42 protein-coding genes and 4 pseudogenes are annotated in these 24,261 nt (G+C 30.6%); 8 read left to right on the forward strand and 38 right to left on the reverse strand.

Annotated features, from left to right (window positions below):
- Positions 1-53: 53 nt before the first annotated feature.
- Positions 54-1,221 (reverse strand): annotated as a pseudogene (locus tag MUA60_RS09625) (MFS transporter).
- Between the two features lie 140 nt (positions 1,222-1,361).
- Positions 1,362-2,201, reverse strand: coding sequence for a DegV family protein (locus MUA60_RS09630; RefSeq protein ID WP_262648069.1), 840 nt, complete (start codon positions 2,199-2,201; stop codon positions 1,362-1,364).
- Positions 2,202-2,634: 433 nt separating this feature from the next.
- Between MUA60_RS09630 and MUA60_RS09635 the strand changes: the two are divergent.
- Together MUA60_RS09635 and MUA60_RS09640 are read left to right on the forward strand one after the other, a co-directional pair.
- A pseudogene (locus tag MUA60_RS09635) lies at positions 2,635-2,835 on the forward strand (EamA family transporter); the annotation flags it as partial.
- Between the two features lie 853 nt (positions 2,836-3,688).
- Positions 3,689-4,228: pseudogene (locus tag MUA60_RS09640) on the forward strand (3'-5' exonuclease).
- A gap of 36 nt (positions 4,229-4,264) precedes the next feature.
- On the opposite strand, the gene MUA60_RS09645 reads toward MUA60_RS09640, so the two are convergent.
- Positions 4,265-4,672: a hypothetical protein gene (locus tag MUA60_RS09645; protein ID WP_262648070.1), complete on the reverse strand. Its 408-nt coding sequence runs from the start codon at positions 4,670-4,672 to the stop codon at positions 4,265-4,267.
- A 219-nt stretch (positions 4,673-4,891) separates the two neighbouring features.
- Between MUA60_RS09645 and MUA60_RS09650 the strand changes: the two genes are divergently transcribed.
- Both MUA60_RS09650 and MUA60_RS09655 read left to right on the forward strand, forming a co-directional pair.
- The gene (locus MUA60_RS09650) at positions 4,892-5,428 is read left to right on the forward strand and encodes a transposase (RefSeq protein ID WP_262647822.1); all 537 of its coding nucleotides are present in this window, start codon (positions 4,892-4,894) and stop codon (positions 5,426-5,428) included.
- 8 nt (positions 5,429-5,436) lie between these two features.
- Positions 5,437-6,300: an IS3 family transposase gene (locus MUA60_RS09655; protein ID WP_262650532.1), complete on the forward strand. Its 864-nt coding sequence runs from the start codon at positions 5,437-5,439 to the stop codon at positions 6,298-6,300.
- A gap of 7 nt (positions 6,301-6,307) precedes the next feature.
- Here MUA60_RS09655 and MUA60_RS09660 read toward each other — a convergent pair whose 3' ends face one another.
- The 4 genes from MUA60_RS09660 to MUA60_RS09675 form a co-directional block, all read right to left on the reverse strand.
- Positions 6,308-6,670, reverse strand: coding sequence for a Panacea domain-containing protein (locus tag MUA60_RS09660; protein ID WP_262648071.1), 363 nt, complete (start codon positions 6,668-6,670; stop codon positions 6,308-6,310).
- 58 nt (positions 6,671-6,728) lie between these two features.
- Positions 6,729-6,989 carry a hypothetical protein gene (locus MUA60_RS09665; RefSeq protein ID WP_262648072.1) on the reverse strand — a complete coding sequence of 87 codons (261 nt, stop codon included), beginning with the start codon at positions 6,987-6,989 and terminating at the stop codon, positions 6,729-6,731.
- Between the two features lie 1,125 nt (positions 6,990-8,114).
- On the reverse strand, positions 8,115-8,720 hold the full coding sequence (locus MUA60_RS09670; RefSeq protein WP_262648073.1) for a phospholipase A2 family protein: 606 nt from the start codon (positions 8,718-8,720) through the stop codon (positions 8,115-8,117).
- A gap of 18 nt (positions 8,721-8,738) precedes the next feature.
- Positions 8,739-9,008 (reverse strand): hypothetical protein, encoded by a 270-nt coding sequence (locus tag MUA60_RS09675; protein WP_262648074.1) that lies wholly within the window; start codon positions 9,006-9,008, stop codon positions 8,739-8,741.
- Between the two features lie 278 nt (positions 9,009-9,286).
- Here MUA60_RS09675 and MUA60_RS09680 point away from each other — a divergent pair, with 278 nt between their 5' ends.
- Positions 9,287-9,838, forward strand: a complete 552-nt coding sequence (locus MUA60_RS09680; RefSeq protein ID WP_025907016.1) for a helix-turn-helix domain-containing protein — start codon at positions 9,287-9,289, stop codon at positions 9,836-9,838.
- Complete coding sequence (locus MUA60_RS09685; RefSeq protein WP_262648075.1) at positions 9,802-10,665, forward strand: IS3 family transposase; 864 nt, start codon at positions 9,802-9,804, stop codon at positions 10,663-10,665. The genes MUA60_RS09680 and MUA60_RS09685 overlap by 37 nt, the downstream gene beginning before the upstream one ends.
- 31 nt (positions 10,666-10,696) lie before the next feature.
- Here MUA60_RS09685 and MUA60_RS09690 read toward each other — a convergent pair whose 3' ends face one another.
- The 29 genes and pseudogenes from MUA60_RS09690 to MUA60_RS09825 all read right to left on the reverse strand — a co-directional run bounded on the left by MUA60_RS09690 (position 10,697) and on the right by MUA60_RS09825 (position 22,728).
- A complete protein-coding gene (locus MUA60_RS09690) occupies positions 10,697-10,831 on the reverse strand; it encodes a hypothetical protein (protein WP_262648076.1) in 135 nt (44 codons plus the stop codon).
- A gap of 292 nt (positions 10,832-11,123) precedes the next feature.
- Positions 11,124-11,324: a hypothetical protein gene (locus tag MUA60_RS09695; RefSeq protein ID WP_262648077.1), complete on the reverse strand. Its 201-nt coding sequence runs from the start codon at positions 11,322-11,324 to the stop codon at positions 11,124-11,126.
- Between the two features lie 3 nt (positions 11,325-11,327).
- Positions 11,328-11,516 (reverse strand): hypothetical protein, encoded by a 189-nt coding sequence (locus MUA60_RS09700; protein ID WP_262648078.1) that lies wholly within the window; start codon positions 11,514-11,516, stop codon positions 11,328-11,330.
- Between the two features lie 3 nt (positions 11,517-11,519).
- Positions 11,520-11,711: a hypothetical protein gene (locus tag MUA60_RS09705; RefSeq protein ID WP_262648079.1), complete on the reverse strand. Its 192-nt coding sequence runs from the start codon at positions 11,709-11,711 to the stop codon at positions 11,520-11,522.
- A gap of 3 nt (positions 11,712-11,714) precedes the next feature.
- Entirely contained in the window at positions 11,715-11,942 is a 228-nt protein-coding gene (locus MUA60_RS09710) for a hypothetical protein (RefSeq protein WP_262648080.1), read from the reverse strand.
- 3 nt (positions 11,943-11,945) lie between these two features.
- Positions 11,946-12,344, reverse strand: a complete 399-nt coding sequence (locus MUA60_RS09715) for a YopX family protein (protein ID WP_262648081.1) — start codon at positions 12,342-12,344, stop codon at positions 11,946-11,948.
- A 68-nt stretch (positions 12,345-12,412) separates the two neighbouring features.
- Positions 12,413-12,928, reverse strand: a pseudogene (locus MUA60_RS09720) (dUTP pyrophosphatase).
- Between the two features lie 69 nt (positions 12,929-12,997).
- Positions 12,998-13,309: a hypothetical protein gene (locus MUA60_RS09725; protein WP_262648082.1), complete on the reverse strand. Its 312-nt coding sequence runs from the start codon at positions 13,307-13,309 to the stop codon at positions 12,998-13,000.
- A 106-nt stretch (positions 13,310-13,415) separates the two neighbouring features.
- Positions 13,416-13,577 (reverse strand): hypothetical protein, encoded by a 162-nt coding sequence (locus MUA60_RS09730; protein ID WP_262648083.1) that lies wholly within the window; start codon positions 13,575-13,577, stop codon positions 13,416-13,418.
- Complete coding sequence (locus MUA60_RS09735) at positions 13,567-13,806, reverse strand: hypothetical protein (RefSeq protein ID WP_262648084.1); 240 nt, start codon at positions 13,804-13,806, stop codon at positions 13,567-13,569. The genes MUA60_RS09730 and MUA60_RS09735 overlap by 11 nt, the downstream gene beginning before the upstream one ends.
- Positions 13,807-14,053: 247 nt before the next feature.
- A complete protein-coding gene (locus tag MUA60_RS09740; protein WP_262648085.1) occupies positions 14,054-14,419 on the reverse strand; it encodes a hypothetical protein in 366 nt (121 codons plus the stop codon).
- Positions 14,420-14,752, reverse strand: coding sequence for a hypothetical protein (locus tag MUA60_RS09745; protein ID WP_262648086.1), 333 nt, complete (start codon positions 14,750-14,752; stop codon positions 14,420-14,422).
- A complete protein-coding gene (locus MUA60_RS09750) occupies positions 14,753-15,139 on the reverse strand; it encodes a hypothetical protein (RefSeq protein ID WP_262648087.1) in 387 nt (128 codons plus the stop codon).
- 12 nt (positions 15,140-15,151) lie between these two features.
- Positions 15,152-15,403, reverse strand: a complete 252-nt coding sequence (locus MUA60_RS09755) for a hypothetical protein (protein WP_262648088.1) — start codon at positions 15,401-15,403, stop codon at positions 15,152-15,154.
- Entirely contained in the window at positions 15,400-15,630 is a 231-nt protein-coding gene (locus MUA60_RS09760) for a hypothetical protein (protein WP_262648089.1), read from the reverse strand. The genes MUA60_RS09755 and MUA60_RS09760 overlap by 4 nt, the downstream gene beginning before the upstream one ends.
- 2 nt (positions 15,631-15,632) lie before the next feature.
- Positions 15,633-15,929 (reverse strand): hypothetical protein, encoded by a 297-nt coding sequence (locus MUA60_RS09765; protein WP_119650123.1) that lies wholly within the window; start codon positions 15,927-15,929, stop codon positions 15,633-15,635.
- On the reverse strand, positions 15,922-16,230 hold the full coding sequence (locus MUA60_RS09770) for a hypothetical protein (protein ID WP_262648090.1): 309 nt from the start codon (positions 16,228-16,230) through the stop codon (positions 15,922-15,924). The genes MUA60_RS09765 and MUA60_RS09770 overlap by 8 nt, the downstream gene beginning before the upstream one ends.
- Before the next feature lie 39 nt (positions 16,231-16,269).
- The gene (locus tag MUA60_RS09775; protein ID WP_262648091.1) at positions 16,270-16,761 is read right to left on the reverse strand and encodes a single-stranded DNA-binding protein; all 492 of its coding nucleotides are present in this window, start codon (positions 16,759-16,761) and stop codon (positions 16,270-16,272) included.
- Positions 16,758-16,946, reverse strand: coding sequence for a hypothetical protein (locus MUA60_RS09780; RefSeq protein WP_262648092.1), 189 nt, complete (start codon positions 16,944-16,946; stop codon positions 16,758-16,760). Before MUA60_RS09780 ends, MUA60_RS09775 begins: the two co-directional genes overlap by 4 nt.
- An 18-nt stretch (positions 16,947-16,964) precedes the next feature.
- Positions 16,965-17,759 carry an ATP-binding protein gene (locus MUA60_RS09785; RefSeq protein WP_262648093.1) on the reverse strand — a complete coding sequence of 265 codons (795 nt, stop codon included), beginning with the start codon at positions 17,757-17,759 and terminating at the stop codon, positions 16,965-16,967.
- A gap of 9 nt (positions 17,760-17,768) precedes the next feature.
- Positions 17,769-18,503, reverse strand: coding sequence for a DnaD domain protein (locus tag MUA60_RS09790; protein ID WP_262648094.1), 735 nt, complete (start codon positions 18,501-18,503; stop codon positions 17,769-17,771).
- A 157-nt stretch (positions 18,504-18,660) separates the two neighbouring features.
- Positions 18,661-19,473, reverse strand: coding sequence for a recombinase RecT (locus MUA60_RS09795; protein ID WP_262648095.1), 813 nt, complete (start codon positions 19,471-19,473; stop codon positions 18,661-18,663).
- A 1-nt stretch (position 19,474) separates the two neighbouring features.
- On the reverse strand, positions 19,475-19,669 hold the full coding sequence (locus MUA60_RS09800; protein ID WP_070373197.1) for a hypothetical protein: 195 nt from the start codon (positions 19,667-19,669) through the stop codon (positions 19,475-19,477).
- Between the two features lie 10 nt (positions 19,670-19,679).
- Entirely contained in the window at positions 19,680-20,453 is a 774-nt protein-coding gene (locus MUA60_RS09805) for a YqaJ viral recombinase family nuclease (RefSeq protein WP_316964755.1), read from the reverse strand.
- Positions 20,434-20,643 carry a YqaJ viral recombinase family protein gene (locus MUA60_RS15460; protein WP_316964756.1) on the reverse strand — a complete coding sequence of 70 codons (210 nt, stop codon included), beginning with the start codon at positions 20,641-20,643 and terminating at the stop codon, positions 20,434-20,436. Before MUA60_RS15460 ends, MUA60_RS09805 begins: the two co-directional genes overlap by 20 nt.
- Positions 20,644-20,855: 212 nt before the next feature.
- Positions 20,856-21,140, reverse strand: coding sequence for a hypothetical protein (locus MUA60_RS09810; protein ID WP_262648096.1), 285 nt, complete (start codon positions 21,138-21,140; stop codon positions 20,856-20,858).
- Between the two features lie 13 nt (positions 21,141-21,153).
- Positions 21,154-21,327 carry a hypothetical protein gene (locus MUA60_RS09815; RefSeq protein ID WP_262648097.1) on the reverse strand — a complete coding sequence of 58 codons (174 nt, stop codon included), beginning with the start codon at positions 21,325-21,327 and terminating at the stop codon, positions 21,154-21,156.
- A 10-nt stretch (positions 21,328-21,337) separates the two neighbouring features.
- Positions 21,338-21,841 carry a hypothetical protein gene (locus MUA60_RS09820; protein ID WP_262648098.1) on the reverse strand — a complete coding sequence of 168 codons (504 nt, stop codon included), beginning with the start codon at positions 21,839-21,841 and terminating at the stop codon, positions 21,338-21,340.
- A 194-nt stretch (positions 21,842-22,035) separates the two neighbouring features.
- Entirely contained in the window at positions 22,036-22,728 is a 693-nt protein-coding gene (locus MUA60_RS09825) for a BRO family protein (protein ID WP_262648099.1), read from the reverse strand.
- Between the two features lie 87 nt (positions 22,729-22,815).
- Between MUA60_RS09825 and MUA60_RS09830 the strand changes: the two genes are divergently transcribed.
- Positions 22,816-23,061 (forward strand): hypothetical protein, encoded by a 246-nt coding sequence (locus MUA60_RS09830; protein ID WP_262648100.1) that lies wholly within the window; start codon positions 22,816-22,818, stop codon positions 23,059-23,061.
- Positions 23,062-23,209: 148 nt separating this feature from the next.
- Here the strand turns inward: MUA60_RS09830 and MUA60_RS09835 are convergent, their stop codons facing one another.
- On the reverse strand, positions 23,210-23,518 hold the full coding sequence (locus MUA60_RS09835; RefSeq protein WP_262648101.1) for a DUF771 domain-containing protein: 309 nt from the start codon (positions 23,516-23,518) through the stop codon (positions 23,210-23,212).
- Positions 23,519-23,738: 220 nt separating this feature from the next.
- Between MUA60_RS09835 and MUA60_RS09840 the strand changes: the two genes are divergently transcribed.
- Positions 23,739-24,011 carry a DUF3892 domain-containing protein gene (locus tag MUA60_RS09840; RefSeq protein ID WP_262648102.1) on the forward strand — a complete coding sequence of 91 codons (273 nt, stop codon included), beginning with the start codon at positions 23,739-23,741 and terminating at the stop codon, positions 24,009-24,011.
- Here the strand turns inward: MUA60_RS09840 and MUA60_RS09845 are convergent.
- Positions 24,004-24,189, reverse strand: coding sequence for a hypothetical protein (locus MUA60_RS09845; protein ID WP_262648103.1), 186 nt, complete (start codon positions 24,187-24,189; stop codon positions 24,004-24,006). The genes MUA60_RS09840 and MUA60_RS09845 overlap by 8 nt on opposite strands.
- Positions 24,190-24,261: the final 72 nt, after the last annotated feature.

Here is a 24,261-nt window from a genome sequence, read left to right on the forward strand (position 1 = left end):
GCTTTATAATATCAAAAAACCTAGGCGATCAATTCACCTAGGTTTCCATCATATTAGATTTCTTCTTTTTCTCTTCTTTGCGTAACAAATCGTTCAAGTAATAAGAAGACAAGTCCTATAATTGTTAAGAATGGCGAGACTAAAGCTAGATCCTTAACTTCTAATTGACTCACTACGATACCACCGATGAATGCACCAAGCGCATTACCGATGTTAAATGCAGATTGGTTCATCGTACTAGCAAGCATTGGTGCATCTTGCGAAATGACCATACTTTTAAATTGTAATGATGGGCTCATACTAAAGCCAATCAAACCAAATACAAAAATACCGACAACCATTAGCAAGCTATAGTTTTGAATAAAGTACATCATAAAGATATATATTGGGAAGACGATAAATATCGTATTCAGTGCTTTATTTAAATTCCAGTCTGCTAATTTTCCACCAAGAATATTACCAAATGTTACACCAACACCGAATATTATAAGGACAAATGAAATCCAGCGTTCTTCTATATGTGAAACATTAATTAATATTTGAGAAATATACGTGAAATAAGCAAATACACTACTGAATCCGAATAGTGTTACACCTAGTGTCAGCCAAAAGTTTAACATCTTTTAATATACTCAATTCATTTTTAATTGAAATCGGTTGTGTATCTTTTTGATTAGGTACAAATCGAATAATACCTATTAACGTTAATAGTCCTAGAAAACTAATAATAATAAATGTCATTTTCCAGCCAAATATTTGCCCTACAAATGTTCCAAATGGTACACCAATGATGTTACTCAATGTCAATCCCATAAACATTAACGCCATTGCACTTGCTCTTTTGTGAGGCGGTACCATACTTGCTGCTAGTATTGAACCTATCCCAAAGAATGAACCGTGTGCTAAAGCGGCAATAATTCTACTTAACATAAGTGAACCATAATTAGGTGCAATACCACCTATCCCGTTACCTATTATAAAAATAGCCATTAATAAGACGAGTAAATTTTTTCGAGGTAATTTATAAGTCGCTAACACTACAATCGGTCCGCCAATTGCAACACTCAATGCATAACCTGTAATCAATTGACCTGCGTCGGATACGGTTACATCAAGATCTCTTGCAATATTAGGTAACAAACCCATGATTACAAATTCAGTCATACCTATCGCAAAAGCACCAAGGCTTAGTATCCAAATCGCTAAAGGATATTTTTTCATGTCTCAACGCTCCTTTAATCTTATTATTTTAATCAGATTTATCCATATTAGTACTTTTGCTATGTAATTACAAGAGTTTTTTTGAATTTTGTATATAAAAAACCTGAGAAATTAAATTCTCAGATTTTTAAACGTTTTCATTATTGAGTTTGTATCCAACCTATTCCAATCGTGCCATATCCTGTATGGACAGATGCTACTGGAACTAACGGTTCGACATATACATTAACATCTTTATTTAAAGTTAAAATGCGCTCTTTCCATACATGTGCTTCTTGCTCATTTCCTGCATGTAACACACCAATGTTTGTAACACCTTTATCAATAATTTCTTTAATATGTGTGATTAAATAAGCTTCTATTTTCTTATTGCCTCTAGACTTAAGTTCTAAGTCGATTGTACTATTCTCTAATTTCAATAGTAATTTAATATGAAGTAAACTACTTAATAAATATTTGCTGTTCGATACTCTTCCACTATTCTTTATTTGTTGTAAGTTTCGTGGCAACAAATATAATTCACTTGTATGCTTAACTTCTTCTAACTTATTAACGATTTCTTCAAATGAATAGTCCTCGTCATAAAGTTTTCTACCATACTCGACTAATTCTTTTTGAGGAAAGCTACCTGTACCACTATCAATTACATGAATTTCCATAGGGAACGATTGTGCAGTTGATAGCGATGATGCGTATGTGCCAGATAAAGTACTAGAAGGATGAACCGCAATAACATGCGTATAACCTCCTTCTTGTATTTGCTCATACGTCTCAATAAAATCTTGAGGTGTAGGTTGAGCCGTTTTAGCACCATTACCATTTTCTTTTAACATATCAAAAAATAACTTTGAACTTTCAAATTCTGAATCCTTATAAGGTTTGTCATTAATAATTGTAGATAAAGAAACGACAAATAAATCTTTATCATCCATATTTTGATCAATATAAGTTGTTGTATCAATTAACCACGCTAATTTCATTACTTCCTCCATTGTATATACAATAAATGCATTCACTTTATAACTAAGTATTTTTAACCTAACTTAATTAATAACATATAATCAATATTGAAACAATTAAAAACAGAACTGATAAGTTAAAGCAATCATATAATAAATACCGCAAATATCATTCTAGTATAATAAATAGACAAATATATAGAAAACACAATACCTTTACACCAATGAATAGAATTTCAATACTATAATGTTTCTTGAAATTTATTATTAAAATATACTATTACAAAGATAAATACGTTTATTAAATAATGATAATACGCTATACGTATTTAATCTTCATATGCTATCATTTTAATATTGATAACGAGTTAGGAGTCATAACAATGAGCTTATTAAAAACAGAACTACAAGAGAAAGATTATCCAATCATACATTTAAAATTATAATTTAAATTCACGTCATATTTAATTATCTCTTAAATATCATAAATCCAACAACCATATCTATGAGCATGCTTATAGAACCCGTAGGCGCCTCAATATTAGCAATATTTATCTTGAAAGAATACTTAGGATACGTACAAATACTAGGTATCATTATCGTACTCGTAGGCGTGTATTTCTTCCTAAAAGCACAGAAAACTGAAGTGACGTGAACATATTTAAAGGCTAGGACTTATGTAAAAAGTCCTAGCCTTTGTTTTGCCCATATATCGTAACAAGGTTACAATTAAGTATATTAATATCTACCTAAATATAAAGGAATGGTACACATGTCCAAATACACTTTAGACAGTACATTTTTATACATGGCTCTTATGACTTTGCCATTAATTTTTATAATGCCTGTAATGTTTAGTGTTCCACTTGTTTTATTAATTTTCAGCATTAAAAAGAAAGAAGACTGACATGGTTTTTATAAATACGCCTGTTCACTAGCGTTATATGATTAGAAAGGGTGAAATAAAATTGAAAGCTAAAAAAATGGATAAAATGTTGTTTCAATCTAAATTCCCTGAAGTTGAGGTCTTACTTGAATCTGAAACATCAACAAAGATTGATAAAGAGTATGTTATAGGTTCAATATTTGTGACAATACAAGAAATTATATTAGTGCAGCATAAAGCGAATTTAACTTTTCAAATCCCATGGTCAGAGGTTGTTTCTTTAGATACAATAGAAAACTTTATTTCAAATAAATTAATTTTAGATTATGGCGAAAATCGAATGTTAACTTTTTCTTTTACATCGAGTGATCCAGTTCATGCAATTCAAGTATTTTACAAAACTTTAAATCTAGTAAGAGAGATTAATCATTTTAACAATGATGAGATAAAAGCACTTCAATATAAAAATGAGCAATTGCTTAAAGAAAATTTTCAATTAAGAAATGAAATCATTAAATTAAACGAAGAGAATCGCGCGCTTCTTGATAATATGCATAATCAAAAATCTTATACACCACCCTACCGTGCGTCAAGAAGGACGTATAATCGTTCGAATAATTCAATGGATTTAAGTTATACAAAAGTACGAAAATTAACAGATTCTTTTATCGTTCTAGATTTCGAAACGACAGGTTTAAAATATAACGAAAACGAAATTATTCAGTGCGGCATTATTGAATATGAAGATGGAAAAATCATTAATGAATATAATGAATACTTCAAACCAAGTAAACCAATAAGTAAAAGAATAGAAAAAATCACAGGTATTACAAATGAGTTTTTAGAAGATAAACCTAGTTTAGGATAGGATAAATTAGTGGAATTATATAATATCATTAGAAGAAGAACGATAGTTACACATAACGCACCATTCGATATGAAGTTCTTACTCTACCAACTCCAAATCAATAATATTGAACATGAGAAATTGAGAGTTATCGACACACTCACTTTTTCAAGAAAACTAATCAGAGAAACACCTAATCATAAATTGCAAACATTAAAAGAACATTTCAATTTAGACGATGGCGAATCACATAACGCAATTAATGATTGTAGAGCTACAGGGAACTTACTATTACTATTGATGAGTAGACAGTGATTATAACAGTAGTAGTATATAAGAAGTGTTTTGGAATTAAAATAAAGTCTTATTGAATTCCGATACTTTAAATTTAATTTCTTTAAGTTTCGCCTTATAAGTTATTGATAAGTCGTCAAATTTTTTTGAAGTAACAATATCTTTAGAATAAACAGTGGATTGTTTGTGTGTTCTAACATAGCAAACTTCTTTATCGATGCTATGCAGACCTGGACATTCAAGCAATCCAATATTTACATCATAAACAGGATGTAAATTCATTTTATTAGATACAGTAGATATTGGTAACATCGTTAAATCACATTCAAAGTAATCTTTTTCAGCACCAATGATTAATACTGGCCGTAACTTATACCCTTTTTTATTTGTATTTAAATCAAAATATGGAAAACTTGCATATACTATTTTATTAATTAAATCACGAGGAGTATTAACTAAATCCAAGATGAACTTCCTCCTCATTTAAATCTTCAAATTCATCTATGTACATATCATAAACATGATCGTATAGCCTAACGCATTTAGCATCTTCGATTATATCCTCTGGTGTTATTTCTCTATTCCCTATCTCATTATTGTTTAAGTTAATTCTACTTTTTTTCCAACATTGATGTGAACCCAAATATTTGAACTAAACAAATCAAAATATTGGGGTGCATTCTAATGAGGAAAAAATATGAATTTAAATTCAAACTAAAACTTGTAAAAGAATATTTAGAAGGACATCAAAGTTATAGAACAATTGCTTTAAAATATGGTATTTCAAGTTGGTCTGTCCTTCGGATTTGGGTCAATCAATATAAAGAGTTTGGAGAAGAAGGTTTAGAAATAAAAAGTAGAAATACTGTTTATACTAGCGAATTTAAATTATCTGTTTTAAAATTTAGACAAGAAAATATGTTGTCTTATCAAGATACTGCGAATCACTTTAGAATTATTAATCCTATTATCATTGCCAATTGGCAACATCAATTTGATGAAAAGTGTCGTCTTGATATAGATAATAAACAAAAGGGACGATCTCACACTATGACTAAAAAACGATCTGAATCAGATAATAAAAATTTACCTTTAAATGAAAATGAACGTGAAGAACTTGAAAGACTTAGAAATGAAAATGAGACGTTAAAGGCAGGTATAGCTTATCAAAAAAAGTTACAAGCCTTGACCGACATTTACGGAAGCAAAAATCAGAAATAGTAAAGGTCATTAAGGAACTAAATGAAACATATAATATACGATTAAGTATCTTATTTAAAGTCGCTCAAATAGCTAAATCTGTATACTATTATTGGATAAATAAATTTAGTAAAGCTGATAAAGATGAAACATTGATTCAAGTAATAAAAGAAATATGTGAAGAATCAAACCATACCTATGGTTATCGTCGTGTTACACAAGCACTAAGAAATAGAGGTCTTATCGTAAATCATAAAAAAGTACTAAGAATTATGAAAGAACATAATCTAACTTGTACAAAGTTCACACATAGAGGTCGTAAGTATCGTTCCTTTAAAGGTAAAGTTGGTAAAGTAGCTCAAAATATATTAAATCGTAGATTTAAAACAAGTCTCCCATTTCAAAAAGTCGTAACAGATATTACAGAGTTCAAATTAATGAATGGTCAGAAATTATATTTATCACCTTTTATGGACTTATATAGTTCAGAGATTATCAGCTTTAAAATCTCAAGTCGTCCTACATTAGATATAGTCATCAATCCATTAAAAGAAATGATAAAGCGTCGTCCAAACCTAGATCATCGTTTAACGATTCATTCAGATCAAGGCTGGCATTATCAACATTCACAATACACTAGATTATTAAAAGACCATAAAATATTTCAGAGTATGTCTAGAAAAGGTAATTGTCTAGATAATTCAGTTATGGAAAACTTTTTTGGGTTACTTAAACAAGAAATGTATTATGGCCAAGAATTTAAAGATTTTCAGGACCTTGAACAAGCTATTCATCGATATATCGATTTTTATAATAACGAAAGAATCAAATCAAAATTAAAAGGCTTATCTCCCAAAAATTACAGGAGACAAACCTTTGAAATAATATACTAATTAAGGTTTAGATTTTTGGGTTCAGTACACATTTTTCATGATGGGATAGTTCTCTTAGATACCAACCAGAATACATGCCATATTGAGAGATAACATTATTAATTACATATTTTTCAGTATCATTTAATTTATCAGTATCGCTTGGTTCATACATTTCATCTAAATAATAGCTTAATTTAGGTATAACCGGACCAAATTTCCACCCTTCGATTCTGTCATTAAAAAGAACCTCACCCGTTAATGCTAAAGACTCTCTTTGTGCAAAATAAATTAACTTTTGCAGTTTTAATTCGTTATTTTCAAACTTAGTACCAGTTTTAAGTTCATATGAGTATATAAGGTAATTAGCAACATCTTTTACATCTGCCATTAAAATCACTCCTATCTCATTTATAATAAAAATATTTTAGCCGGAAGGTTTGTTTAAGTTAAAATAGCAATGCTACTAATATAGTGATAATCATAGATAAGAGACTTAATATAATTGGTATACTTATACCTATCCAGAAACGTTTTGATGTAACTTTATTTTCGTTTATTTCATTTTTTATTTCGGAAACAGCATTTTTTATTTCTCCTGATAAAACGTCTTTAGTTAAAGAAATTTTATCATTGATTGCATCGAATCTATTATTCATATTTATTTCATGCTGCTGAAATTCTCGTCTTGTAATATATTCACTATTCATAAAATCACCTCCTTATATACTCCCACTACCTAGTTTAATTAAGTATATATTACAAGATAATCAAATTGAGTACAATATAGAATGTTAAAATTAACAAACTCTAATTTATAATATAGTAATCCCCTTCTTTTCCTCAGTTTGAAAAGCGGTATATGAATGCATTAACTAACTCGAATTAGCCATATATAGTTAGCACGTTGGCATAAGATCAGATTATTAAAATATATCAATTACTTAGGAATTTATTCGCAAATTCTAAATGAACATAAAAAAAGCAAGTGTCAAAAAGTAAGAGAATTTTTCTCTAGACACTTTTTTGACACTTGCTCATATGGATTAACTTACCAATTGCAAGAAAACCCAGCAATATCAACGTCTTGGATTAGTTGATTATTAAGGTACAAACGGAGAGTGAGGGAAACAATAAATCACATATGTACTGTACTTACAAAGTTTTTGTGACAAGATAGTGTCTTTTAAACTTATTTATACATTTCTAATTGCTCGGTTTGTTTTGTTATTCTTCATTCGTTTTTTAAGTATATTAAATAATATAATTCTAAAAATCAATTATTTAATTTTAAGAAAATAACGTAGAACATCACTAATATTACAAAACCAATTAGAATCATTAACATAGATAAATAAAAGTTGAAATCATTTATTATATAACCCATCGCAATAAAAACTGTTCCAAACACTAAGCAAATCAAAAAAACATAAGCTATTTTATTTTTATTTTCTACCTTAACTTTTTTATGATCAATTGATGCAATAATTTTCAGATTCCTTGTGTATGATAAATAGATAGCTAACAATAGCGAAACGAGAATACACATTAAAGCAATTACTATATCAAGCATAATCTTTTAACCCTCTCAACAATTAAATTAACATACTAGCCTTATGTTAATTGATCAATTTTTCAAATTATGCTATAAGACCGAGATACAAAATATGAATTTGGTTTCACAACATTAATTTACAATAAATTTTGTTATAATTCAACACAAAAAAGGAATTTCATACATTTTATTATATTATTTAGACCTTTAATTGTCTTTTTAAATTATTTAGATTCATTAGAATCAGAGTATTATTTATTTCACTTTTAACTAAAATAGTTTAACTTTTCTTATAAAGCTTTTTAACAGCTATACAAGAAGTAGACTTTACACCAAATACATATGCTGCTCCTTTAGCTCTAAGTCTATAAGCTTTTCTGTATTTTTTGTTTTTAGCAATACTTAATGCAGATAAAACAAATGGATAATCACATTTGCATTTTCCCCATCCATGTTTCGCGTAACATTCATCATGTTTCTTACACGCAGCGTCTAACCTATCTTTAGGTTTTCCTCCTAGATTTCCTTTACCACAATATCTACCATGATACATAGGAAATGTTTTTGACGTGTATTTCTCTTGGTTATCAAAAGCATTATAACTTAATGATATTTCTTTAACTAATAATTTTTCATCAGCAGTCAAATTATCTTTCAACATTAACGATTCATTTGGATATTTATGACCAAAATCATTTTGACTTATGTATTTTTCATATTTACCCATTTCATTTATATCTTCTATTTCTTCATTATAAAGATTTTGATCTTTGAGTATTTTTTCATTACTCACGTCTGTTTCTTCAGCTTGTACACTTTCAAAAGTAAATGAAACCATGATTAAAACTGCTAAAGTAATAACAAATATTTTATTAAGCATTTTCATATGCATTCTCCTTATCAATTAAATTACAAAAAATAAAAGAAATATTATAAAAGGTATTAAAAACAAAATGTTTGCAATATTTATCACAAACCAAATTAAGGCTGTATATCTAACTTTTTCTATTTTTGAAAAAACAAAGCCTAGTGATATCACACCAGCTATTATAGAAGTGACTCCAAAAAATATTAAAAGATCTGCAAAATCATTTTTGTTTAAGTAAATATAAAATATGCCAACTATAAAGACTAAATAGTTAATTATATTTACTGAATAAATTGTTTTAAGCATTATTTTAGCAACCCCCTTTTTTACAGTATATACCAATTATCCAAAATGTGTATATAGTCAACAATAAATAATTTGAATTTTTACATAAAAAAATAACCCCATCACACAAAGTGACAGAGCTAGTTTTGGAGTTTTTTTAATATGGAAATTTAGCACTATTCAAGTGCTTATATATAGTAATACTACATATTTATAGTTTAATCAAATAAAATACACCCCACATGGTACTGCACCCCTAAAGTTAGAGTAAAAAAACTAACTTTAGGGGGTGTTTTAATATGACAAAATATAGTGATGAATTTAAGTTGAAAGTTGTAAGAGATTATCTAGATGGCCATTATGGTTATCGAAAATTAGCTAAAAAATATAATATACCTGATAAAATTATTATACGAACATGGGTAAAAGCCTTTCAATCATTCGGTGTAGATGGCATTAAAAAGAAACAGAAAAAGACAGTTTATTCTGTTACATTCAAAATAAATGTATTAAACTATATGAAAAGAACAGGCGATTCCTTCCAAGATACAGCGATTAAATTTGGCCTAAATACCCCATCTATTATTGTGCGATGGAAAAAGATATATGACAAAGAAGGTGTGGAAGGACTCGAAAAGCCGAAAGGACGACCTCCCATGAAAAAGAAGAAACAGAAGAAATCTAATCAAAACCTATCACGAGAAAAAGAGTTAGAGCTAGAAAATGAAAATCTTCGATTAGAGAATGCTTATTTAAAAAAGTTGAACGCTTTTCGAGAGAATCCGAGTGCCTTTCTAGAAAAGCACAAGCAGCAGTGGCATTCGAACTCAAAGAAGAAGGATTCAAATTAAAAGATATCTTAGTAAAGGTTGGTATACCAGAAGCAACCTATCATTACCATGCCAAACAATTACAAAAGGAAGATTTAGATAAAGGTTGGAAGAAAAAGATCATTGAACTTTTTCAAAAACACAACGGTAAATACGGCTATCGTCGTATATATTTAGCTTTGAGAAATCAAGGTTATCTCATTAACCATAAGAAAGTACAACGAATTATGCGAGAACTAGGATTAAAATGTCAAAAATTCACACGTAAATCACGCTATCAATCATACAAAGGTACAGTTGGTAAAGTGGCTGAAAATCGCTTGAATCGTAGATTCCATACATCTATTCGACTTCAAAAATTAGTGACAGATATCACTGAATTTAAATGTGCTGAAGAACAAAAATTATATCTCAGCCCTATTATGGATTTATACAATGGGGAAATCATTTCTTATGGTATATCCAGAAGACCAACATTAGACTTAGTACTTCAATCATTGGATAAAGCAGTTACAATCATTAAGCATGAAGCACCATATCGTACGACGATACATTCTGATCAAGGTTGGCATTATCAGCATAATGCATGGATTAGAAGATTATCGGAACAAAGGATTTATCAAAGTATGTCACGTAAAGCGACGTGTGCGGATAATGCTTCTATGGAGAATTTCTTTGGCATCATGAAGCAGGAAATGTATCATGGAGAAGAACTTGTTAACTATGAAACATTAAAAAGAAGAATTGAGGATTACATCTATTGGTATAACAATGAACGTTTGAAATTAAAATTGGCTGGACGAAGTTCAGTACAATACCGAACTCAATCCAGCCAATTAATAGCATAATGGAAACTCTAACTTTGGGGGGTCACTACCCTCAATGGCTTTTTTTACTTGAACCATACTGTGATTTAGTATTTTTATGTTTTAAATGATTGTTGTGCATGTTGTAAATAGTGATGCATAATACTACAAACATGAACGCAATAGTTAACAATGTAACTCCACTCATAATTTCTCCCCCTCCTTTGCTGCCATAATAATTAGTGCTAAAACGATTACTACAAATATTGTCGCTGCGATTAACATTCATAATCACTCCTATTATTGATACAAAGTATAGTGACTTTTTCTTTCTCTAGTTTTATATTTTCTGCTATATAACCAATTATTGATATTGACAACATTATAATTACTAAATTGTCCAACACTTCCCAATAATGACCTTGCTTAATTTTCAAAACTATAGTTATGATATTCAAAACCATTAAGACGTACATTCCTGTCTTGGTGAACTCTCTCATTCAACATCTCCCCATTCCTGTGAACCACGGCTCGTTATCTTTGTATGCTTGTGTTTCTTCGTAATCGACAGGTGCTGACATATCACTTGCGTAACTTTCGACGTCTATACTATCTTGCACGCTAGCATACTTATATGATCGTTTGATGAATGTGTATAGTGCGATGATGGATATCGTTAATATGATTAGGTATAGTTTCATAAGTTAGTCCTCCTTGATAATGCTGATTGATTCAATCTCACTGATTTTTAGTAAAGCAAATTCATCATAGTTAGCTATACATCTGATGTAGTCATTTTCGGTATTTTCCAGATGATTTACAAAATCATCTATACTTGCGTACCAATCTAAAAAATAATGTTCTCTTGATTTACTTATAATACGTAATTTCATAAGTTAGTCCTCCATAAATGACGACAGTGGTATAGGGCATCTATCGTTCATAATATCTTCTAGTAAATGTTGAGCATCAAATTGGCTTATATATCCTTCATTGTGCAAATCGTATATACAATCGTGAATAACTCCAAAATTAAAATTTTTGATGTTATCGTTTAATTTATTTACTATTTCTTCTAGTCTGTTCATAAGTTAGTCCTCCTTATTACTAGCAAATGACATTCTAATTTTTAATCTGTTCATTACATGGTATAGCGTAGTATTTAAGAATATTTCAAATTCTTCTCTATTTTCTTCAATAAAATCAAGTATTTCTTCTTCTGTTTCTTCATCAAATTCACTTAGGATATCCCAAATATCTATATCATGTTTACTACTTTCTAAAACTTTAACGATTGTTTTTATATCTATCTTTTGCATGCCTTATTCCTCCCCCAGTAAGTGTTCATCTTGATATATATTTCCTAATACAGTTAAATAATTTTCTGCTGTAATACGATAAAGTTCGAATTGTTCTGTCGTTCCTTCCATATCTATCCCAAAACAAGCTTTATCTTCACGCCAAACTACAACTCCTATTGCAGAGAATCTTTTATCATAAGGATTTTTAAATTTAACAATATACCCCTCATAAATTTCCTTACCATTTTTATCTTTAAGTCCGGTTGATTGCATTAATACTCCTACATTAAAGTCCCAGTTGGCAATGTCGTCATTCATTTCTGGAAGAATACATTCTACTTGTTCATTTAAGAAATCTATACCTACCACTTCGTAAATTTTGTTTAATTTTATATTATAAAATCTATACTTTGTTATCATTTCCCCATCACTCCCTATTCAGTATTTCTCGTACCTTATCTAAAATATCTGGGTGACTTTCGCCACCCTTAATATCCACTTGATCCAAAACCGTTTGTTCCTCTTTCGCTTTCACTTTCAAACTCCTCTACAACATTTACTTCTGGTGTAACGATTGGTACGATAACCAACTGCGCTATTTTGTCGCCTTTGTTGATTTTGTATGTTTCTCCTATAGTGCTATTAGTATCAGTAATTTTTTCGCCTTTAACATTTAAATAATCTCAAAAACCAAAATGACCAGTTGCTACATTCCTTTGACTATCATTCTTAATATTCACTTTCATATGTCCGTTATATCCTGCGTCAATCTTGCCTGTTTCAACAACTAAATGCGTCTTACTACTTACACCACTTCTTGATGTTAAAAGTCCCACATAGCCCTCTGGAATATCGACTGCTATATCTGTAGCAAGTAGTATTTTTTCTTGTGGCTCAATAACTGTTGTTTCTGCTGCGTATATATCAAGTCCAGCACTCACACCGTATGCCCTAGTTGGTATTGTTGCGTTGTCTGATAGTAATTTGATGTTTAGATTGTTCATACCAAGTTTTACAAATTCATAATTCGCTTCAGATGTACCATTTTTACTTTTTATAATATGTTGTTTCATTTACTCACGCTCCAATAATTGATTAAATATATCTTCGCTGATTTCTACTTCAACTAAGTTACAATATTTAAACCATTCACTAGGTCTATAATTATTTATTGCGTTTTCTCCAAAAGTTTTAATTAGAAAATCTGCTTGTGCTTTTTCTTGTTCTAAGTAGAACTCTTTACATTTATCTTTGTCCGGCTTACTACCGTCTATATTTGCGAATAACAACGTTTCTTCTAGATCAGTTGTTTCTCCTGGGTAATTTGCTATATATGTTCCAGGTTTATCTTTGAATTCAAATGCTAATGCTGGATATTTTTTCATGTTATTTGTCCTCCATATACTCTTTTTTGTTAATCAGATGACTTACTTCTCTTCCAAATGGTTTAGCATCTAATAAAGCAATAAGTCCTCCACTATCCCTTTTTGATTAAGTGTAATAGCTGTTTCTTAATTTCTTAATCTCATCAAACGCTTTTGCTTTATCTACAACTTCATCTACCATATTCCAAATATCATCAGTAGTATCTCTATCACTCATTGTTAAACCAAATCTCATAGCATCAATAAAATCGTCATAATCATATGGCATTTCTGTCCTCCAATTCATCCTCAATCAAATCTATGCATTGTTCAGCACTCGTCGACAAATCATTTGCGTACTTGTTAGAAATGATTTTTATACGGTCAAACGCTTCTGCTTTTGCGTAGACTAATTTGAGTTCATCAACCGCTCTAGTTTCTTCTTTAGAGTCGATACCTTCTGTAAATAATTTATGTTCAATTAAATGAGTTATCCATCTTTCGTGTTCATACGCCATAGTCACTCACGCTCCTTAATGTAATCAATTAACTTAATAATGTAATAAACTGCGTATAAAGTTATACCTGACCAAAATAAAAGAAGCGCAATTAAAAAAGTAATTGTTATATGAACTTGTTCATACATCTAATCACGCTCCTTTAACAAATTCTTGAGTAAGCGTATCTCTTTATTTTTTTGATGTAATAACAAATTCGCGAAAAATACATGCAATAATAATAGTGTTGATAATATTGTTACAGTCATTACTTCTCACGCTCCATATCATTTATATATCCGACTAAACTTTTATATCTCCACTCGCTAGGGTTGTTTTCTTCTTTGAGTCTGATGAAATGCGTAAGTCTCTTATATTTCTCACTCAACCTTTCATACATTGGTTTGTATGTTTTAATCGCATCAAGATGTATTTCTATTGCTGCCTTTTCTTCCCTCAACTTCTCCACATCTTTGATAAGCGAGTCACGTTCACGCTTATATTTAATACTTTCTGCGACTGCTCCTTTTAATCCAGCTGTTAATTTGTTGTGTGCTGTTTTGTATTGATCACGTTCTTTTTTAATTTCTTCATACATCATCAGTAACTCTACTTGGTCCTTACTACCTTCCATCTACTCCACCAGCTTTCTCGCATATTCGCATACAGTATCTTCACTCAATCCATTACCGTACACTTGATACATGTTTTCAAATTCACTTACAGAATTGTTTTTATTTATATATTCGCAAAAACCATTTTGTAATTTCTTCTGCGTTTTTGCTGAAGTACCTTTTATGCAATCACGACTAATGTAATGAACAAACTTCACAACTAAATCTAATTTGGTTTTACAATCTTTCACTATAAAATAACTGTTAGAATTTAGGTCTAATATAAGTTCGCCCTTGTAATTTATAAAACTACCTCTAAAGTGCCTCATCATGTTAAATACTTCGTTATTCATCTACTCCACCAACCCTTTCTCTTTAGTCCAGATAAGAGTTAATGAGAGATCTTCATTAAGGAAATAGAAAGCGATTGAAGATTTACGAACCACTTCGTTAATTGCTGTGCGCTCATGTAGTGTTGCATAACCTGAACACCCATCGTTCGCGATTTCAAGTATCTTTGGTAAAACTGTGTCCTCTGTGATTTCTTCTTCAATCTCGACTTCAAGAATATCTTTACTAATTGGTATCGTTTTGTTGTTTAGTGGTTCTAATTTTATATTTTGATCATATTTTTCTTCGCTTCTATAACCTGCAGTAATTTCAATAACCTCTGCATTATCTATTAAAAATTGTGCATATTCTTTTTTATTCATTCGCTTTTTCATTTTTATTGTTGGCATGTTTTAGTCCTCCTAAAATAAATTCAATTGTTCCCCTTCGATTAAATCTTGAACATATGGCTTTCCAGTACTTTTAAAATACTCGTGCATTTCTTCTTTCGAATTAAACACTACAAAGCCGATATCATCTCTAAACACTTCAATGGTTTCTACCTGTCCCGTATCAAATAGACGGACATAGATGTTGTTATTGTTCCCACCGTTTTTATAACCTTTAACTATTTGATCCATTTGCTCGTCATTGCAGTATTTAAATTTTTTCATTCCAACATACTCCAAATATCGATTTGACCGCCTGCGACCGGTTCGTCATCATGTTCAACTACATAATCTTTATGAGTGAATCCATGATGTATAATGAGATTTCCTTTGTTATCAGCTATGCGGTAAATATCAACTGCGTCCTTATTTACACGCCATTCTGTGATTTCTCCTACCTGGTCCTTACCTACCTCAAAACAACTTTTATCGTCATAAATTTTTGTGATCATATTTACCAACTCCCACAACAGTCATTGAATAACTGTTTAGCATAATCGCCAAACTCTGTTTTCTGAGGGTACTTCTTTAGCCATGGCTTAGGCTTCGAATAATCTTTCTTCGGCTTTTTTGATTTATATTCTTCTGCTGCAATTACATTTTTATTTCTATTATGATTTCTTACAGGATATGATCTAGCTTTACTTGCAGACCAGCCATAGCGTAAACGTTGATAAAAAGCATCCATACTAATACCATTAGATTCAGCTATTTCAATGTCTCTTTTTTCATAATCATATTTTTTATTCACCTTTCACACTCTCCGTTTGGTCATTTAGTTTATTTAAACTCTTTCTGTTTGATATCAATCTTTGCTTTTCAACTGACATCGTTACTCTGATTTCATTTTCTGTGGTCATTCCGATGTATAAGATAAAGCCATATACATCGTTTTTTCTTAAAAACCACTGCAAAGCATCTGTATCGTTTATATAATGTCCAGATTGCTTAATACTTGCTATAAACGTTTGAAATTGCTCAATTAACGGACGTTTTAACTTATAGTTTTGTTTAACTGCATCTGATAACCTGAAAATCGGTTTTGTTGTCATTTTTGCACCTCGTATCGAATAAATGATATGTTCTAAAAATTAAAAAGGTAAATCATCGTCATTTAAATCATTGCCATTGTTGAATGGATTATTTTGTTGGTCATATTTCGCTTTATTTTGCCCCTGTTGGACGTTTTGGTTATTTGGGATATAGTTGTTACCCTTTTGATAACTCATTCCATTTTGATATGAATTTGAGCCATTTTGTCTATCTTTAGGCTCTAGGAATTGAACGTTATCGCAAACAACTTCAGTGACAAATACTTTTTGCCCTTCTTTGTTTTCATAACTTCTCGTTTGAAGTCGTCCAACTATCCCTGCTAACTTACCTTTAGATAAATATCGATTAACGTTTAATGCTTGTTTTCTAAATACAATGCAATTTATGAAGTCAGCGTCTCGCTCACCTTGCTGATTAGTAAACGTTCGATTGACTGCTAAAGTGAAGTTTCCTACTTCAACGCCACTCGGAGTAGTTCTAATTTCAGGATTTTTTGTAAGGCGCCCAACAAGGGTTACAGAATTGATCATATTGTTGCTACCTCCATTGGTTTATTAATTATGATTGCTGGTGTTGTTCTTTGCTTATGTTCTTGTATGGCTAACTCTCGTTGTATTTTTTCTTGATTATCGCCATACCATTTGAAAAATAATCTTGCCCTTTTCTCACTACAATTTAATCGTTCCATAATGTCTTCAACTGTTATTGGAATCATTTAATTTCCTCCCGTTAATTACTTTAGACTTCTAAACCCTTTCATTCGGTAATCATCACCCTCCAATGTAATACCAGTGGTGTTAGACATTAACCGACTAAATAATCTTTGCTGGTCTTTTGTTTTCGTTAGTTCTTTGACTGATAGATTAGTTGTTATAATGTTGTGCTTACCTACTCTACTTTCAGCAATTTGAAATAGTTTTGACATACCGTAATCTGTAACGTTCATGCCATAATCATCAAACACCATTAAATCAACTTGACTTATTGCTCTTTCTAAATCTGATTCTGAATACTCACTATTTTTATCAAATGTAGACCTAAACTTTGATATCAATTCTGATAAGTTAATGAATAATACAGAATAGTTCTTGTCCTTTACTTCTTTTAAAATCGACATTGCTAAATGTGATTTACCTAATCCAAAAGAACCTTGTAATAACAGTGATTGTTTATTTTCTAGAGTGAATGATTCTGCATATCGCTTGCATAGTGCCTTTGCTTTCTCTTGGCTTTCATTTTCAGGAATAAAACCTTCGAATGTTGCGCTCTTTGTTTCCTCGTTTTCACTTGAAAATTTAAGTATTCGATTAACTTCTTTTTGTTTTTGTTGGTATTTGAAGTTTCTTGACATTTCTTTACCATGTTCAATCATTTCGCAGTCACAACCTAACTTAATTGAATAACCACTTTTGAATTGATATTCTTCATATTCTCGACCACATTTTTCACATCTAGCTTTTTTAATTAATTTAGGCTGTGTTTTATGTTCTAATTTATTTGCTAATTTAGGATTAAATAAGTCATTCATCTAATCACCTCAATTATTCATATATTTAAGATATGGATTGTCTTCATCAGATATCTTTTCTTGCTTACTTCGTTTGTTACTTCTTGCTGAAATATCATCCAATGTTTTAATGCCATCGTTATGCCATGATTTAAGTATTGAGTTAACATAGTTCCAAGTTATTACGTTATTGTTTACTGCTTCTTTCATAGCTGCGATAACTATTTCATTTCCGTATTCTTTGAAGTCATCTATCCAAGCACTAATTTGATCTGCAATATATGGCTTAAGTACGCCAAAACCATTAGCTTGGTAAAAGTCAAACGGCGACTGCTTACTACTACTGTCATTCTTAGTATTGTTATTATTAGTTAAATCATTATTAGTACTATTATTATTAGTAGTGTTCGATTCTCCTACGTAGGTTTTTCCTACGTTGGATTTTCCTACGTTGGATAATCGCATGTGGGTTGGATGTTCAAAAACTGAATACTCATATTCTTTTAAACGCCCCTTATCGTCACGTTTCCTCGTTCTTCGTATATAACCAATTTCTTCAAGCTCTTTTATGCCACTTTTTAAACTACTCAGCCCATCACTAGTATGTTTTACTAATTCAGTTTCATATACTTGCCAATCATCTGGACGGCTAAGTAAATACAATAATATTCCTTTAGCTTTCCAACTGATTGTATCGTCGTGTATAAATTCTTTATGAACAGTTACAAAATTACCTGACTCTTTATAAACTCGAAATGTTGCCATTTTAATTTCCCTTTCTTTAACGTGTTGAGAGTATATTCAAAATTATAGACGCAAGACACATCAGAATAACTAAAATCGTTTTTATCGTTTCCCATTCCATATTTAAATTAAGTCATTCCTTTCTTTTAATAAAGGCAAGAATAAACCTGCCTAATTATTATTTACTATCTTCTTTGCTTTCTTCTTGTTGCTCATTTAGCTCTTCATAATCTGTAATATCAATGACAGTTGACATATCTTCATCAATTTCATTTTTAATAGTGCTATCAGAATTAACAGCTTTATTCATTTCAATTGATTTTGGAGCATACTTTAATACTTCCTTCAGAACTGTTTTCTTAGCCATTGCGTCATAATTTGTTTTCCATGGTGATGTCCATCCTTTTTGGACTGCTTGACTAAATTCTTTAGCATGTTTATCAACGCGTTCTCTAGTCCAATAAACAAAGTCATATCCACCATTTTTAAGATGATATACAGCATAATATCCAATTGGTTCTCCTTCTGGCTCTTGTGACGGTACATGTTCAAGATTTTTAAATAGTCCGTATTGATAATTAAACTCGTCATTTGGATATACTTCGTGTGAATATATAGCCTTGTATTGACCACTTCTTGTTGCTAAATCAATTAACCCTTTATAACTAAGTTGGAATTGAACTTTGCCAGCGTATGGTATTAAATGTGCTTGTCCTAATCCTGTATTTGGTTCAACACCAAGTTGTGATGCTTGCATAAGAGCACCAATAAAACTCATTTGATCGCATTCAAGTAATTTAGGTGTTGAACTAACTGCGGTCATAGCGATACGCGCCATTCTGTCAGCATCCATATATTTAGGAAGTGCTCTTTGTATCTCTGGACCCATTTTGATTAATAAGTCATTCAATTGAGTTTTAGGTGATTTGTTTTGCACCTCATTTTTCTTTCTACTTGCTACTTGATTTTTAATTGATTCGTTAGTTGCCATTTTATTTTTCCTCCATTAATTTAATATTTTTTAAACTTGTAAAAACAATATCTTCTATGCCATCTACTTGAAGTGATACACGCATACTTGGTTCTCTGTATTCATTAATGTTAATAACTGTAGCTTTAAATAAATGACCAAAAGCATTTACAAAATGTACTCTTTGGTTCTTCTTAATTTCAAATTCTTCCACCATAGTTGTCCTCCTAGCCTTTAACTTCTTTTATTCTCATAACTCTACTTTCTGTTGTTCTAGTGTATTGTTCGTCAAGCTCAGGATATTCTTCTTTAAATTTCTTTCTATCAAACCTAGATGGTTTTTGAGGTTTCCATGAAACTTGGTAATTCTGTGAAATACCAAATTGATTTTCTCCTAACTTATTTTTTATTTGATTTTCATATTTAGCTTTTTGTTCCTTTAACTCTTTTTCTTCTTCTTTAATTTGATTAAGTGCTTTTATTATCATTTCATCGTTTTTATCTAAAACTGCTTGAGTTTCAACACTATCTTGATATTTAAATTTCATAAATTCTGTTGTTGCAGCACTACCGTCTACTGGTGGTATATCGTCACCCAAGATATAATTTTCCCAAAAATATTTTTCTTCTTGAATGATGATATTAATTAACTCCTCATCTCGTTCTATTTCTTTCCAAATAAATTTATTACCACCAATTAATACTGCAATATAGCCTTTTTCATAACCTGTTACCGCCATATAATGTTGTACTTGAGCTATATAACTGTCCGGTATTTCATCCTCTTTCCAAGCTTCCTTGTTATACTCAGATGTTGTTTTGCATTCTAATACAGCTTTTTCTCCAACTACTGCTCGATCAATATTTGCTAGCATAAAATTATATTTTGGATGTCTAAACATCTTGTTTACTTTTCTAACTTTTTTACCAGTTCTTTCAGTGAATTCTTTAGCAACTACATCTTCAAGAACATTGCCCCAATCAATATAATTCGTTATCAATTTCTTGTTTAAGTTCTGGTTGAGTTTTCTCAAAATATAATTGAATTGGCGATTTCCATTTATTAATACCAAGAATAGTTCCTGCGTCTGAACCACCAATTCCAGTTTGCCTAAGCTTCAACCATTCTTTTCTGCTCATATCTTTTGTACTAACATCTTCTTGTAAAATTCTTTCTGATATTTGTCCCATAAACTATACTCCAATGTTATAATGTAGATATATTTCTTTTGTCATGCGCCTATCTCTCTGGCGCATTTTTTATTCCTCATATTCCAAATGGCACCAAGGATTGACTTTGTCATACTCATCTTGTCTGCGTTCCAGTTCCAATGTATGGATTGCTTCTTCATGTGCTGGATCATAAGTACAATGTTCCATATAAATTTCCCCTTTCATCATTTTCAGTCGAATAAATCATGGTTCCAATTTCTACTGGTCAAGTAGTTATATAATCTTTCATTTTCGGTCGTATTTTCTAACAAATAATCATTAAGCATTGCTACTATGTTTTCTTTTTGAGTTTCATAGTCATCTGCAGATGTAAAACAAGCTGAGACTACTGTTCTCTCAGTTCTATTACATTTGATTTTCATATCAATATAATCACCGTAATAAATAGTTTCTTTCTCAAACCAAAAACCTTGTAATTCAAAATTTGAGCTCCTACGTTCTCCAACTTCTAACATTTTGATCCCTCCTTTAAATTTCATCATTTTTTAAACCATTGAATATATGGTCAAACATTTCAAAAAACAATATTGTTACTAGCCAAAACATTAAGGAATGTTCAATAGGTGTTACTGAAAAACTTGCTATGATAAAGAATTCAATTACTATGATTAAAGTAAGTAACGGATATTTTAAAATGTTCATTTAATACCTCCTATATTCTTCGTTCCATTTTCAATTTCTGTTTGTGAGCTTTAGCAACTTCTCTAGGGTTTTGCTTAATGTGTTCGCAAGTTTTATTTAGAAACATTTGACCTTGAAATAATACGTCTTTACATTCAGACATCGTTTCCAATACAATCTCTCTTTCTTCTCTATTCATAAACTCTGGTCTTTTCAAAAAATCACAATTTTCTAATGCAGCTATAGCTTCTTGCATTTCTTTTATTAGTTGCTGTTTAACTAAACCTGGATGGTCATAATAAACATGGTCACTATGTGCTGGTGTTGAAAGACCGTTTGAAAATTCATTCAATACATCTGTTACAAATACTCCATCATTACTATTTGTTGCAAATGACCTATAAGTATCAGAAGATATTGCTCTTTGTCCCTTTCTCATCATCGACATATTACTTTTTGTAGTAAATGCTAGGTCAGCTAATTTTTGCTGTGTCATACCTGTTCTCTCTATTTGTTTTGTAATTACTGATTCCATTTTTAAAACCTTCTCTCTTTTTTTATATTTCTTTTGTCATATTGTTTGGTTAACTGTTCCATCTTTAAAGTTCACAAAGCATGGTGTAATATATAGTTATCATCATTTGGTCGAATAAATGATGTGTTCTAAAAATCTCAATTTGGTCGTTGAGTGTAACTGGACTAGGTTTGGTCACCTAGTTCAGTTATTTTTTATGCTTCTTTAAGATTGAGTTCTAGTTGATATACTGTGTCGTAGGACGGTTGCCATTGTTCAATGAATTTAACAGCTTCTTCATAACGTCCTCTTGGAATGCTGTTATAAGTTGGTACTTGGAAAATTTTCTTTATACTTCTATAAATTTCTGCAAACAATTTTTTAGAAGTTTCTTTGTAATATCCATTGAATTTATTCCTAACGATCTCTGCTACTTTACGAGCAACTAATTGTTGAATATGTTTTGCTTGTCCATGCATTATTGGATAGCTTTCTTCTATAGCAGTTACTCTTTCATCTAATTCTGTATTTCCTTGAGCTATCAATTGAATTTGTTCAGATGTTGTTAAAGGTTTAATTTGATATGAACCAGTTTTTCTTAATGCTGGTAAAACATCGTCAAACACCCATTCTTCAAATTGTTCTGCTTGTGGAAGCTTTGATTTAGTAATAAGTCTGTATAAATTTCCTTCGTCAATAAACTTTTTGTTTTGAATACCACCATTTGAAAGGACCTCGCGTTTCACGACCCCCTTTGATTTAGTATGTCTGTTAATGGCATCATGAGGATTTGAGTAACCTAAAATTTCAGCTACTTTAATTGCTGGGAACCACTCTTTACCTTCTATTGTTAAGATTTCTAAATTTCCAAAACTTGAATTTTCAAATACTTGAACTGTGTTTGTCATTTAAATGACCTCCTAAATTTGTTATAGATTTATTATTTTGATTTGGCACAATTAAATTAATTTATATTGAAAGTGTGGTGAGAAAATATGACTGAAAAAGAGCTTTGGGATTTACTTCAAAATATTGATAATCATTTAAGTGATGTAGTGTATTCCAACGAAAATATTGCTAAAAGATTAGAACCATTTAAAGATAAGGACGGTAATGTTGATTACATAAATGGTCTAAATTTTTGTATAAGTGAATCTAGAATTTACTCACAAAATTTAATTGCAGACGTCCTTATTCGTTCAGGTTTAATAGATAAAATGGATTCAGGACAAAATGACTAAATATATTTATACTTATTTAATCCATTTTGTTTATTAGCAATATCACAAGATTTAATTGATATATCGTTATTCTTTTCTTTAGCACTCCTAATCTCCTCCGCCAAGATGATGATTAGGAGTGTTATTTTAATTAGTTTTAACTTGCTCATTATTCAGTACTCCTTTCTATAATTTCTTCATAATATTCATCAATGAATTTAAGCATCTTTCTTCTATGGAATCTGTATTGACCGTTTTTTCCTTCAGGGAATTGACTGAACTTTTCAATCTTCCTTCTAAAATATGGTTTATCTATAACATTCTTTTTGACCCATGTTCGATCTCTTTGAAATTCTTCACAAACTTCTTTCATAGTCATTGCTATGGCTTGTCTTTCAACTAACTGTTCATGTTCAACTTTTTTAATCAGTACATAATCGGGTGGTATATTAATTGTTGCTTGAATTGTTTGAGGCATCCTTATTCCTCCTTTTCTTTTGTTGACGTCCTATTACAACGTTTAGTCTTGGCAATGACTATTAAATGTATTTAAGCGTGGCTCATATCCTCATATCGTCGCTCACTCTCGCTCTTAAACGCTCTAGTAGGACGTCAACATGTTTGTTTTAAGTTCTGTCTTACTTATTCGGTTTAATTAAGTACAATAAAGTTATCTCCTATTGAAAGGAGGTGAAAATATGAAATATCGAATTACACACATTAGGTTAAGTGATAGCTTCGGAAGTAATACTGAAAAAATAACTCATGTAAAAATTGCTAACACTACAATCGAATCTGTAAAAGATATGGTAAATTATCTAGATAAAAGCATTAAATACTTTTATACAAAATCTAACGGTTCAGAAGCTGAAGTAGAATCAGTTCATCCTTTAGACAGAGATCCTTATATTCGTACAAAAGATAATGATTCTATTTCTGATAATTTATTAAATTTTCCAAAATTTAGTTAAGATATCTTTTATCGAGTAACTCTTGCTCTCGTTTAGGCGAGGGCATTTTATATTTAAAAGTTGTCTCTACAATGATGTAATCTTTATCTTCTGATTCTCCCGTATTAAAATGTCTCCATTCAATAGGTTCAATAGTTTCATTTTTTAATATATCTTCTAATTTATTTTTAAATTTCATATTCTTTCTCCTTTTTAGTGAACTGACTGGTCTATCATGTTCACAACTTAATAGATATAATTAATTTGTATT

The organism is Mammaliicoccus sciuri, assembly GCF_025561425.1.
In the GTDB taxonomy this organism is placed as follows: Bacteria; Bacillota; Bacilli; order Staphylococcales; family Staphylococcaceae; genus Mammaliicoccus; species Mammaliicoccus sciuri_A.